This is a genomic window from Bacillus sp. es.034 (assembly GCF_002563655.1).
Classification (GTDB): domain Bacteria; phylum Bacillota; class Bacilli; order Bacillales; family Bacillaceae_B; genus Rossellomorea.
The window spans coordinates 755,001-766,957 of the sequence record NZ_PDIY01000001.1 but is presented as its reverse complement, the minus strand read 5'-3'; the positions used below and the strand labels follow the sequence as shown (position 1 = coordinate 766,957).

Sequence of the window (11,957 nt, the reverse complement as noted above, 5' to 3'; positions counted from 1 at the left end):
CTTAGTTTGTTTACCCGTGGGAGGAGGTAAGGGATGAACCGGATCTTTCGAAACACCATATTCTATTTACTAGTCTTTTTAGTGATTATAGGTGTGGTGAGTTATTTCAGTAACAACAACGAGCCAACCAAAAATATCGAGTACAGTACATTTATTAATAACCTTGAAGACGGAGATGTTTCTTCTTTTTCAATTCAGCCTGGCAGAGGTGTTTATGAAGTAAAAGGGCAAATGGAAGGGGCTAAAGAAGGAGAGTACTTCTTGACCTATGTCCTTACCACAGATGGAAAGCTGATGGATAAGATCAATACTGCGGCATCGGAGCAAGGCATCGATGTGGAAGTATTACAGGCCAAGGAAACTAGCGGCTGGGTATCTTTCTTCACAACCATCATTCCGTTTGTCATCATCTTCATTCTGTTCTTCTTCTTACTTAACCAAGCTCAAGGCGGCGGAAGCCGTGTCATGAACTTCGGTAAGAGTAAGGCAAAGCTTTACAGTGAAGAGAAGAAGAAAGTCCGCTTTAAAGATGTAGCGGGCGCAGATGAAGAAAAGCAGGAGCTTGTAGAGGTAGTGGAATTCTTAAAGGATCCACGCAAGTTCTCTGAAGTGGGTGCCCGCATTCCGAAGGGTGTCCTTCTAGTGGGACCTCCTGGTACAGGTAAAACCTTACTTGCACGAGCGGTAGCTGGAGAAGCGGGAGTTCCATTCTTCTCAATCAGTGGTTCCGACTTCGTTGAGATGTTTGTCGGTGTCGGTGCATCTCGTGTACGTGATTTATTTGAAAATGCGAAGAAGAACGCGCCTTGTATCATCTTCATTGATGAGATTGATGCAGTCGGTCGTCAGCGTGGAGCAGGATTGGGCGGAGGTCACGATGAGCGTGAGCAAACCCTGAACCAGTTACTTGTTGAGATGGATGGTTTCGGAGCGAACGAAGGAATCATCATCGTTGCTGCAACGAACAGACCAGACATTCTGGATCCAGCATTATTGCGTCCAGGACGTTTCGACCGTCAAATCACAGTAGATCGTCCAGACTTAAAAGGTCGTGAAGCTGTCCTTAAAGTACATTCTCATAACAAACCGCTTGATGATTCAGTGGATCTAAAAGCAATTGCCATGAGAACACCAGGCTTCTCAGGAGCCGATTTGGAAAACCTTCTGAACGAAGCGGCACTTGTAGCGGCTCGTGAAGATAAGAAGAAAATTGATATGCGCGATATCGACGAAGCAACGGACCGTGTCATTGCAGGTCCTGCCAAGAAGAGCAAAGTCATATCTGAAAAAGAACGTAAAATCGTGGCATTCCACGAAGCGGGTCACACCGTGATCGGATTAGTCCTTGATGAAGCTGACATGGTACATAAAGTAACCATCGTTCCTCGTGGGCAGGCTGGCGGCTACGCTGTCATGCTTCCTAAAGAAGATCGTTACTTCATGACGAAGCCTGAGCTTCTTGACAAGATTACCGGATTACTTGGTGGTCGTGTGGCAGAGGAAATCATCTTTGGCGATGTATCCACCGGTGCACACAATGACTTCCAACGTGCAACTGGAATCGCCCGTAAAATGGTCACTGAATATGGTATGAGTGATAAGCTCGGACCACTTCAGTTCGGTCAATCCCAAGGTGGTCAAGTGTTCCTTGGACGCGACATCAATAGTGAACAAAACTATTCAGATGCCATCGCGTATGAAATTGACTTAGAAATGCAGCGTCTTATTAAAGAAAGCTATGAGAGAGCGAAGCGAATTCTTACTGAGAACCGTGACAAGCTTGAACTCATTGCCAAAACTTTATTAGATATAGAAACATTAGACGCAGCGCAAATCAAGTCTCTAATGGATCACGGCAAATTGCCTGAACGCACTTATGAATCCGATCAGGACAACAGTGACGTGAAGGTGAACATCCAGAAGAAAAATGAAGACACTGCGATTGTAGAAGACACGACTTCCAAAGAAGACGACTCTAACTCAGATCGCACTTAATAGAGAAGGATGCACCCATTTGATGGGTGCATCCTTTTTTTGATTACTGAATCATATGCTTGTCCCGGCATAGCCCTTGCGCTTTTGTACCTATTCTAAATAAATTATGGTATGATGTTGGCAGTGTGAAAACAATTGGCTTAGTAGGTGAGGATATTGATTTTTGTAATGGATGTAGGGAATACCAATATTGTGTTTGGTGTGTATGAAAATGACCATTTAAAATATCATTGGAGAGCTGAAACGAATCGACATAAAACGGAAGATGAGTTTGGCATGCTTGTAAAGAATCTATTTGAGCATGTGAATCTGACGTTTGAGGAAATTGACGGAATCATCATTTCTTCTGTTGTCCCTCCAATCATGTTCAGTTTGGAACGCATGTGCGAGAAGTATTTTCATATTACTCCGCTTGTCGTTGGACCCGGGATTAAGACAGGCTTGAACATCAAGTACGAAAATCCAAGGGAAGTCGGAGCGGACCGGATCGTCAATGCAGTCGCTGGCATTCACGAATACGGCGGCCCGCTTATCATCGTTGACTTCGGTACAGCGACGACGTATTGCTATATCAATGAAGAACGACAATATATGGGTGGTGCGATCGCCCCGGGAATAGGGATATCAACGGAGGCCTTGTACTCGAAGGCGGCCAAACTGCCAAGGATCGAAATCGCCCGTCCGGAACAGATCATCGGTAAGAATACCGTCACAGCTATGCAGGCGGGTATTCTTTATGGATATGTCGGACAAGTCGAAGGTATCGTTCAAAGAATGAAAGCACAAAGTAAGAAGGAACCAACGGTCATTGCAACGGGAGGATTAGCCACGCTGATTTCGAAAGAATCCAATAGCATTGACGTAGTAGATCCCTTCCTAACGTTAAAAGGGCTAAAATTAATCTATAAGAGAAACATGAACTAGAGTGAAAGGAGCTACAACCATGAGTGACTATTTAGTAAAGGCGTTAGCCTATGACGGCCAAGTACGTGCGTATGCTGTCAAAAGTACGGATACAGTAGGGGAAGCACAAAGAAGACATGGGACATGGCCGACTGCATCTGCAGCACTTGGTCGAAGCATCAGTGCCGGTGTGATGATGGGGGCTATGCTTAAAGGTGAAAATAAATTGACGATCAAAGTAGAAGGCGGCGGTCCGATCGGAGCCATCCTTGTGGACAGTAATGCGAAAGGTGAGGTCAGAGGATATGTGACCAATCCCCATGTCCACTTTGATTTGAATGAGCACGGAAAGCTTGATGTCCGCCGTGCAGTTGGTACTGAAGGTACATTATCGATTGTGAAGGATATCGGTATGAGAGATCATTTCTCTGGTCAGGTTCCCATTGTATCAGGAGAACTTGGGGAAGACTTCACCTATTATTTCGTCACGTCAGAACAAGTGCCTTCTTCTGTAGGTGTCGGAGTGCTGGTCAATCCAGACAACTCGATTCTTGCTGCAGGAGGATTCATCCTCCAGCTTATGCCTGGTACAGAGGATGAGACGATTACAAAGATTGAGGAACGTCTGGCGAAAATCCCTCCAATCTCTAAATTGATCGAAAAAGGCCTTAGTCCTGAAGAAGTATTGGAAGAAGTACTTGGAAAAGGGGAAGTCAAAGTACTTGAAACACTTCCGGTGGCATTTAAGTGCCAATGCAATAAAGAGCGTTTCTCGAATGCCATCATCAGCTTAGGGGAACAGGAAATTCAAGAGATGATCGATGAAGACGGCAGTGCGGAAGCAAGCTGTCACTTCTGTAATGAATCCTATATATTTTCTAAAGAAGAATTAGAAGAACTGAAAGCAAGCGCTAAGGAATAAATGATATCCAGGGAGAATGGGAGAAATGAGAATTAAACGGTCTGTACTCATGGTGATCATCGGGGTACTGCTTGTCACGAATCTGATCACGCTTGTGTGGAACTGGTCCTCAGGGAAAGTCGGTACTCCGGAAGTAGTGGCATCGGTTGGCGGGGAATCTGTGACCCGTGAGGATTGGTTATATGCACTGGAGCAGCAACATGGCAAAGAAGAACTGAGGAGCATGGTCAATCAAAAAGTGATCGACCACCTGGCGAAGAAATACGATATTTCTGTTTCCAATAAAGAAGTAGAACAGGAATACTACCTTATTCAATCCGTTTATAATGCCTATGATGAAGAGAATCTTGAAGATGAAGATACGCTGAAAAAGCAGATCAAATCTGAATTATTATTAGAGGAGCTCCTCACGAAGGACGTTCAGGTTCCTGAAAAAGAGATGAAGAAATTCTATGCTCAGAATGAGGACCAGTATTCAATTCCTAAAATGTATAAGCTGAAGCAGTTAAAGGTAGCGGATCAAACAGAAGCCGAGCAGGTTCTGAAGGAACTTGATGGCGGCTCTAACTTTGAAGCCTTGGCCATGGAACGGTCTACCGATGAGCAAAGCGCACATTTAGGAGGGGACATTGGGTATGTTCCCATTGATGGGGATATTCTTTCTCCGGAAGCGAAGTCAGAGGTAGAACCGTTGTCACAGGGTGAATGGACATCACCGATTCAACAGGATACAGACTATGTGATTTATTATGTGGACGGTATCCTGAAGGAGAGGGATTTTTCGTTCAAGGAAGTAAAGTCTCAAATTCGCAGACAGATTGCTTTAGAACAGGTCGAAACACCGCTAAAGCCTGAATCCTTTTGGGATGAAGTGGACGTCGAGTGGTTTTATGGCAAACAGGAGTAATGAAGGAGCTGGCTTCGGTCAGCTCCTTTTACATAGTTCGAACCCTTTCAACGAAACATAGGATAAGTGCAAGGTGCATATACATGTAGGTGAGTGAAGAGGGTGTGAGTTCGCGGCGTAGGTCGTGGAGCAGTGCCCGGTAAAGAAAAGCAATATCGTTGACAAATATATTGAATATTGTTACATTTTATTAAAACCAACAAATTTACTTGGAATTAGGAGTGATGAACGAATGGTGAGAGTAGCCAATTCAATTTCAGAATTAATAGGTCAGACTCCAGTGGTAAAACTGAATCGATTAGTGGACGAGAATAGTGCGGATGTTTATTTGAAATTAGAATACATGAATCCGGGCAGTTCCGTGAAAGACCGGATCGCCCTGGCCATGATTGAAGCAGGAGAAGCTGCAGGCGCGATCAAACCCGGAGATACGATCGTTGAGCCGACAAGCGGAAACACGGGTATCGGCCTTGCCATGGTAGCTGCAGCTAAAGGATACCGTTCTTTGCTCGTCATGCCGGACACGATGAGTATGGAAAGACGCAACCTGTTACGAGCCTACGGTGCAGAACTGGTATTAACACCGGGTTCAGAAGGAATGAATGGCGCCATTCGCAAAGCGGAAGAGCTGTCGAAGGAAAAAGGCTTCTTCATGCCGCAGCAATTCAAAAACGAAGCCAACCCCAAGGTTCATCGTGAAACGACCGGACCGGAAATCGTGGAACAAATGGGTGATCAGCTTGATGCCTTCATCGCAGGTATCGGTACAGGCGGAACGATAACAGGCGTTGGTGAAGTGTTGAAAAAACATTACCCATCGGTTGAATTATACGCAGTTGAGCCTTCGGATTCCCCTGTGTTATCAGGAGGAAAGCCTGGGCCTCATAAAATTCAGGGAATCGGTGCCGGATTCATCCCTGATATTTTAGATACAGATGTATATGACCATGTCATACAGGTCGATAAGGATTCAGCTTTTGACTTCGCAAGAAGAGCGGCAAAAGAAGAAGGGATCCTGGGCGGAATTTCCTCCGGGGCAGCTATTTATGCAGCCCTTGAAGTAGCGAAGAAGCTGGGGAAGGGTAAAAAAGTGCTTGCCATCATCCCTAGTAACGGGGAACGCTATTTAAGCACCCCACTTTACCAATTTGATGAAGAATAGAATGTGGATGCCGGATCCTGAAGTGCACGTTGCTTCGGGATCCATTTTTTATGTATAAAAACCTCTCAGCCCGCACATAATTTCAATTTTTTAACGATGAAACCTTCTTGAAGTTCATGTATCATGAAAGGAGATAAACATTAGGAGTGTGAGGGGTCCGTGCAGCACCTGTATTTTCATAAAAACCATACAACCAAAGAACAATTTTTCACAGCATACGAACAGCTCAGTCAGCATCAACCACATCATATTTTGTTAGAAAGCGGACGGGGTGGTCGATATAGCGTGGCTGGACTGCAACCTGACGTCATTTTACAAAGTATTCCGGAAGGGTTGAGAATACAAGACTCCACTGGAGCTGAAGTGATACATGGAGATCCATTGGTTCAATTGGAAAAATGGATGACCCCCCATCGAACGGAAAGAAGAGAGGATCTCCCTGACTTCCAGGGGGGAGTGATCGGTTTTCTTAGTTATGACTATGCAAGAAAGATCGAGAAACTTCCTTCGCTGGGACGTGATGATCTGGAGGTTCCCGACCTTTATTTTTACTACCTGAAAGAGTGGGCGGTCTTCGATCACCAGGAGGGATGTTTATGGACAATGATGTTATCCGAGCAAGAGTCGGAAATTGCAGAGGCGAAGCTTTCACAGTGGGCAGCCTCCTGGGATAATGCCCTGTCATCCATGAATGAAACGAAGAAGGATCCTAATGACGATATGGCGGATGTTGAAGTGTCGATGGATGAGGAAGAATTCTCAGAGGCAGTGAAAAGAATTCAATCTTATATCTCACAGGGGGATGTCTTTCAGGTGAATTTATCTGTGCGGCAGTCTCAACATCTGAGAACAGAGCCCTATGCGGTTTATAAAAAGCTTCGGGAATTAAATCCCTCTCCTTATATGAGTTATATCCACAGCCCGGATTTCCAGATTGTTTCCGGATCACCTGAACTGCTCGTGAAGAAGAAAGGAACGGAAGTAAGTACGAGACCGATTGCAGGCACCCGCTCCCGAGGGAAGGATGCGGATGAGGATGAGAGACTTGCCCTGGAACTGATCCATAATGAAAAAGAGAGAGCCGAGCATGTAATGCTTGTAGATCTGGAACGGAATGACCTGGGGAAGGTATGCGAATACGGGACAGTCGAAGTCAACGAGTTCATGGTGATCGAAAAATATTCCCACGTCATGCACATCGTATCCAATGTCAGGGGCAAACTGGATGAAACCAAAACGGGGGCGGACGTCATTCGCTCCGTTTTTCCCGGGGGAACGATCACCGGTGCGCCCAAAGTGAGGACGATGGAGATCATCGAAAAGCTTGAACCGGTCAGGCGGGGCATTTACACAGGCTCCATTGGCTGGATCGGTCTCAATGGCGATATGGAATTGAACATCGTCATACGGACGATGCTTGTAAAAGAAGGAAAAGGTCACATCCAAGCAGGAGCGGGAGTGGTGATTGATTCCAATCCAGCGTACGAATACAAGGAATCCCTTAAGAAAGCGAAAGCCCTCTGGGTCGCAAAGGCAATGGCGGAAGGAGAAAATCTATGATTCTCATGATCGATAACTATGATTCATTTACCTATAATCTTGTGCAATTTTTAGGGGAGCTCGGGGAGGAACTGATAGTGAAGCGAAACGATGAGATCACCCTCGATGAAATTGAAGCTTTGTCCCCGGATTATTTGATGATTTCTCCGGGTCCGTGCAGTCCGAACGAAGCGGGTGTAAGTCTTGAGGCGATCCGGACATTTGCCGGGAGGATTCCGATCTTCGGCGTCTGTCTCGGACATCAGTCAATCGCCCAGGTTTTCGGAGGGGACGTCATTCGTGCCGAACGATTGATGCACGGAAAGGTCTCCCCGATGATCCATGACGGGAAAACCGTATTTGAAGGGATGCCGAATCCTTTCAATGCAACGAGGTATCATTCCCTGATCGTGAAACGGGAGACCCTTCCGGATTGCTTCGACATTTCAGCGGAAACATCACAGGGAGAGATCATGGCGATCAGACATAAATACCTTCCCGTGGAGGGGGTACAGTTCCACCCTGAATCCATCATGACGGAGCAGGGGAAGCGGCTGCTCCTAAACTTCCTGAACGCGTATAAAAAAGTCGGGATGGCCTGACCCATGTATCTATATATAAACGGGGACATCGTACACCAGTCAGAAGCGGCCATTTCTCCATTCGATCACGGCTATTTGTACGGCATGGGAGTATTTGAAACCTTTCGGACCTATGACGGTCATCCCTTTTTGCTAAAGGATCATCTGAACAGACTTTCCAGGGGGTTAAAGGAATTAAATATTGTAGCCGACTTGGATGAGGAAACGATCAGGTGGACCATCTCGGAGCTGTTAAAGAAAAACGACCTTACGGATGCGTATTGCCGGTTCAACGTGTCGGGCGGACCAGGGGAAATCGGCTTGAAGACGACTCCTTATGAGGAGGCAACCGTCATTCTTTTTCAAAAGGAGTTACCGCCTTCTGTCCCCTTGAAGGAAAAAGAAGGGGTGTTCCTAAAGCTTAGGAGAAACACTCCGGAAACGGGAGAACGTCTCAAATCCCATCATTACCTGAACAATATGGCGGCAAAAAGGGAAATCGGAGCAACAGTGGATAAAGAAGGTATCTTTCTGACAAAAGAAGGGTTCCTCTGTGAAGGGATCACCTCCAACCTCTTCTGGGTAAAGGACGGGGAATTATATACGTCGTCGGTTGAAACCGGCATGTTAAACGGAATCACTAGGCAGTTCATCCTGGCTCTTGCCGATCGATTGAATATGCCGGTACAGGTCGGGTTGTATGAAAAAAAGGAAATGATTGAAGCGGATGAAGTGTTTTTCACGAATTCCGTTCAAGAGATCATACCGGTAAACAAAATGGACTCTATACGGTTACCGGGACGGCACGGAAAGTTCGTTGAGCTGCTTCATGAGCAGTACACGAAATATACACGACACTTGAATTCAATACAGGAAATGAAGAGAGGGGGATGACGCAGTGAAGTGCGGAAAATACGAACTTGATTTTACAGGGAAGACCCTTATCATGGGAATACTGAATATCACTCCCGATTCATTTTCAGACGGCGGTTCATTCAATGAGCTGGATCGGGCTGTGGAACGGGCGAAAGAAATGGTGGAGATGGGTGCAGACATCATCGATATAGGTGGTGAATCGACCCGACCCGGCCATGAGGTCGTACCCGCTGAGGAAGAGATTTCCCGGGTTGTGCCAATTATTGAAGCGATCTCCCGGGAAGTGAACGTACCCATCTCCATTGACACGTATAAGGCTGCCACGGCAAGAGAAGCGGTTGAAGCAGGCGCTAGTATCATTAATGATGTGTGGGGTGCGAAAAAGGATCCTGAAATGGCACGGGTAGCGGCGGATACCGGCGCCCCGATCATTCTCATGCATAACCGGGATAACCGGGAATACAAGCACTTCGTACGGGATGCGATTCAAGATTTGCAGGAAAGCATCTTCATCACTAAGGGGTCGGGTGTAAAAGACGAACAGATCATCCTCGATCCTGGCATTGGTTTTGCCAAAACAGTACAATTGAACATAGATATGATGAGGCATCTGGATGTCATCGTCTCCCTTGGCTATCCTGTCCTGCTCGGAACATCACGTAAATCCATCATCGGACATGTCCTTGATCTCCCTGTCGAGGAGAGGATGGAAGGGACGGGGGCTACAGTTTGCTACGGTATTCAAAAAGGCTGCCACATCGTACGTGTTCATGATGTAAAGGAAATGGCGCGCATGGCAAAAATGATGGATGTCCTCGTTGGAAAGGAGAAAAGATATGGATAAGATTCTATTGAACGAAATGGAGTTTTACGGCTATCACGGTGTATTCCAGGAGGAGAACAAGCTTGGACAACGTTTTCGTGTTAGTGTAGAGTTGCATTTAGATTTAAGGAAGTCCGGTCAAAGCGATCAGCTTGAAGACTCCGTAAACTATGCGGAGATTTATTCCATCACTAAAAGTGTTGTGGAAGGTGAGCCGAGGAATCTGGTTGAAGCCGTGGCTGAAGATATCTCTTCCCGGATCCTGGAAACATTCGACGCTGTCAAGAGCTGTAAAATCACACTAATCAAGCCTGATCCACCCATTCCTGGTCATTACCGATCGGTGGCGGTGGAGATTAATAGGAGTCGATAGGATGAATACTGCATATATTTCCCTTGGTTCCAATATGGGAGACAGGGCGGGTTATTTAGAAAAAGCCATAAACATCTTAGGCAGTCATGGTAAGATAGAGGTAACGAAACGATCCTCTCTGTATGAAACAGACCCGGTAGGATATACAGAACAAGATCAATTTTTGAACATGGTCATCGAAATTCATACCAGTTTAAGTCCAGAAACTCTATTACATCAGTGCTTGCAGGTGGAAATCGACCTTGGAAGGGAAAGGGAGTTCAAATGGGGTCCGAGGATAATAGACCTTGATATCTTACTCTTTAATCACGACACGATCGAAGCAGAGAATCTACTCATCCCTCATCCAAGAATGCAAGAAAGAGCATTTGTATTAATCCCGTTATTAGAGGTGGCTCCGTGTATTGAGCACCCGTCTTTTAATGCCCCGTTGGCTGAATTTCTGGACGAAATACCTGACAAAGAAGGAGTTCGGTTATGGAAACAGATAAATGGGGAAGACGCATTCGTGCATTCAGAAAGCTAAAAGGATATACACAGGAAAGCTTGGCCAAGGAACTCTCCATCTCCGTTTCGGTCCTTGGGGAAGTGGAAAGAGGGAGTCGGATACCGAAAGAGGATTTCCTGGAGAACGTTGCGGAAGTCCTGGACATTCCATTGAACGATCTTATGCCTCAAGAAGAATCTGACCGTAGTGAGTAAAAGCCCCTTGATTCACCTGTATTCCTTTTTATGTTATTCTAGATAAGGCTGTAACCAATATGTGACACTGTCACCCAATTGGATCGGCCTTTTTTAGATTTTTTCAATAGGTTTTCGGGCACCTCGACGTACGTTTCTGAAATTACTCATACTTTAGGGGTGTTACAAACATAGATATTGTGTAAAATAGTATGGTATATAACCGTATTAGTCTACTAAAGCAAGCAGATAGAATAGGAGTGAAACACATGAGTCACGAAGAAATCAATGACCAGCTTCGCGTCAGACGCGAAAAGATGGAAGCCATCCGTGAAAAAGGACAGGATCCATTCGGTAAACGATATGATCGCACACACAGTTCATCGGATATCAAATCTCAATTCGATGAGTTTTCTAAAGAGGAACTGGAAGAGAAAGATATCACTGTCACGATCGCAGGCCGTATCATGACGAAGCGTGGAAAAGGTAAAGCAGGATTTGCCCATCTTCAGGATCTGGCTGGACAAGTTCAAATCTATGTACGTAAAGATGCCATCGGTGAAGAAGCATATGAGGTTTTCAATACAGCAGACCTTGGTGATATCGTAGGGATCACGGGTACTGTATTCAAAACAAAGGTAGGGGAACTTTCTGTTAAAGCGAAAGAATTCCACCTGCTGACGAAAGCACTTCGCCCGCTGCCTGAAAAATTCCACGGGTTAAAAGACGTTGAACAGCGCTACCGTCAGCGTTATCTGGACCTGATTACAAGTCAGGAAAGCAAAGAAACGTTCATCGCGCGCAGCCGCATCATTCAATCTATGAGAAGGTACCTTGACAATAACGGTTACCTGGAAGTAGAAACACCAATGATGCACGCAATCGCAGGTGGGGCTTCTGCCCGTCCGTTCAATACACATCATAACGCCCTTGATATGCCGCTTTATATGCGTATCGCAATCGAACTTCATCTGAAACGCCTGATCGTTGGCGGGCTAGAAAAAGTATACGAAATTGGACGTGTATTCCGTAACGAGGGAGTTTCAACAAGACATAACCCTGAGTTCACGATGATCGAGCTTTACGAAGCGTATGCAGATTACCGTGATATCATGGCTCTAACTGAAAATCTTGTTGCCCACATTGCAAAGGAAGTATTCGGATCTACTACGGTCCAATACGCTGACAATGAAAT

Annotated in this window: 13 protein-coding genes (1 of these 13 only partly in view); all 13 read left to right on the top strand. The window is 45.7% G+C overall.

Annotated features, from left to right (window positions below; all coding sequences use genetic code 11):
- Nucleotides 1-33: 33 nt before the first annotated feature.
- Nucleotides 34-1,995: an ATP-dependent zinc metalloprotease FtsH gene (gene ftsH, locus ATG71_RS03980; RefSeq protein ID WP_098438539.1), complete on the top strand. Its 1,962-nt coding sequence runs from the start codon at nucleotides 34-36 to the stop codon at nucleotides 1,993-1,995.
- Between the two features lie 156 nt (nucleotides 1,996-2,151).
- Nucleotides 2,152-2,919, top strand: a complete 768-nt coding sequence (locus ATG71_RS03975; RefSeq protein WP_179126166.1) for a type III pantothenate kinase — start codon at nucleotides 2,152-2,154, stop codon at nucleotides 2,917-2,919.
- Between the two features lie 19 nt (nucleotides 2,920-2,938).
- On the top strand, nucleotides 2,939-3,820 hold the full coding sequence (gene hslO, locus ATG71_RS03970) for an Hsp33 family molecular chaperone HslO (protein ID WP_098438538.1): 882 nt from the start codon (nucleotides 2,939-2,941) through the stop codon (nucleotides 3,818-3,820).
- A 25-nt stretch (nucleotides 3,821-3,845) separates the two neighbouring features.
- Nucleotides 3,846-4,727, top strand: coding sequence for a peptidyl-prolyl cis-trans isomerase (locus tag ATG71_RS03965; protein WP_179886449.1), 882 nt, complete (start codon nucleotides 3,846-3,848; stop codon nucleotides 4,725-4,727).
- 232 nt (nucleotides 4,728-4,959) lie between these two features.
- Nucleotides 4,960-5,889 carry a cysteine synthase A gene (gene cysK / locus ATG71_RS03960; RefSeq protein ID WP_098438536.1) on the top strand — a complete coding sequence of 310 codons (930 nt, stop codon included), beginning with the start codon at nucleotides 4,960-4,962 and terminating at the stop codon, nucleotides 5,887-5,889.
- A gap of 159 nt (nucleotides 5,890-6,048) precedes the next feature.
- Nucleotides 6,049-7,449 (top strand): aminodeoxychorismate synthase, component I, encoded by a 1,401-nt coding sequence (gene pabB / locus ATG71_RS03955; RefSeq protein WP_098438535.1) that lies wholly within the window; start codon nucleotides 6,049-6,051, stop codon nucleotides 7,447-7,449.
- Entirely contained in the window at nucleotides 7,446-8,030 is a 585-nt protein-coding gene (gene pabA / locus ATG71_RS03950; RefSeq protein WP_098438534.1) for an aminodeoxychorismate/anthranilate synthase component II, read from the top strand. The genes pabB and pabA overlap by 4 nt, the downstream gene beginning before the upstream one ends.
- 3 nt (nucleotides 8,031-8,033) lie before the next feature.
- On the top strand, nucleotides 8,034-8,903 hold the full coding sequence (pabC, locus tag ATG71_RS03945) for an aminodeoxychorismate lyase (protein WP_098438533.1): 870 nt from the start codon (nucleotides 8,034-8,036) through the stop codon (nucleotides 8,901-8,903).
- A 52-nt stretch (nucleotides 8,904-8,955) separates the two neighbouring features.
- Complete coding sequence (gene folP, locus ATG71_RS03940; protein WP_098441716.1) at nucleotides 8,956-9,729, top strand: dihydropteroate synthase; 774 nt, start codon at nucleotides 8,956-8,958, stop codon at nucleotides 9,727-9,729.
- The gene (gene folB / locus ATG71_RS03935) at nucleotides 9,722-10,081 is read left to right on the top strand and encodes a dihydroneopterin aldolase (protein WP_098438532.1); all 360 of its coding nucleotides are present in this window, start codon (nucleotides 9,722-9,724) and stop codon (nucleotides 10,079-10,081) included. Before folP ends, folB begins: the two co-directional genes overlap by 8 nt.
- A 1-nt stretch (nucleotide 10,082) precedes the next feature.
- Nucleotides 10,083-10,607 carry a 2-amino-4-hydroxy-6-hydroxymethyldihydropteridine diphosphokinase gene (gene folK / locus ATG71_RS03930; RefSeq protein ID WP_098438531.1) on the top strand — a complete coding sequence of 175 codons (525 nt, stop codon included), beginning with the start codon at nucleotides 10,083-10,085 and terminating at the stop codon, nucleotides 10,605-10,607.
- Nucleotides 10,559-10,783, top strand: coding sequence for a helix-turn-helix domain-containing protein (locus ATG71_RS03925; RefSeq protein ID WP_098438530.1), 225 nt, complete (start codon nucleotides 10,559-10,561; stop codon nucleotides 10,781-10,783). The genes folK and ATG71_RS03925 overlap by 49 nt, the downstream gene beginning before the upstream one ends.
- Nucleotides 10,784-11,022: 239 nt before the next feature.
- A protein-coding gene (gene lysS, locus ATG71_RS03920) for a lysine--tRNA ligase (protein WP_098441715.1) crosses the window boundary here: on the top strand, nucleotides 11,023-11,957 show its 5' portion. Its footprint extends 562 nt past the window's final position; the window shows 935 of its 1,497 coding nt (coding positions 1-935); its start codon is at nucleotides 11,023-11,025; the stop codon falls past the right edge of the window.

What these genes read in the sequence shown, in the direction of transcription:
- ftsH (WP_098438539.1), top strand. Translation starts at nt 34, where the DNA reads ATGAACCGGATCTTTCGAAACACCATATTCTATTTACTAGTCTTTTTA.
- hslO (WP_098438538.1), top strand. Translation starts at nt 2,939, where the DNA reads ATGAGTGACTATTTAGTAAAGGCGTTAGCCTATGACGGCCAAGTACGT.
- ATG71_RS03965 (WP_179886449.1), top strand. Translation starts at nt 3,846, where the DNA reads ATGAGAATTAAACGGTCTGTACTCATGGTGATCATCGGGGTACTGCTT.
- cysK (WP_098438536.1), top strand. Translation starts at nt 4,960, where the DNA reads ATGGTGAGAGTAGCCAATTCAATTTCAGAATTAATAGGTCAGACTCCA.
- pabA (WP_098438534.1), top strand. Translation starts at nt 7,446, where the DNA reads ATGATTCTCATGATCGATAACTATGATTCATTTACCTATAATCTTGTG.
- pabC (WP_098438533.1), top strand. Translation starts at nt 8,034, where the DNA reads ATGTATCTATATATAAACGGGGACATCGTACACCAGTCAGAAGCGGCC.
- folP (WP_098441716.1), top strand. Translation starts at nt 8,956, where the DNA reads ATGGGAATACTGAATATCACTCCCGATTCATTTTCAGACGGCGGTTCA.
- folB (WP_098438532.1), top strand. Translation starts at nt 9,722, where the DNA reads ATGGATAAGATTCTATTGAACGAAATGGAGTTTTACGGCTATCACGGT.
- folK (WP_098438531.1), top strand. Translation starts at nt 10,083, where the DNA reads ATGAATACTGCATATATTTCCCTTGGTTCCAATATGGGAGACAGGGCG.
- ATG71_RS03925 (WP_098438530.1), top strand. Translation starts at nt 10,559, where the DNA reads ATGGAAACAGATAAATGGGGAAGACGCATTCGTGCATTCAGAAAGCTA.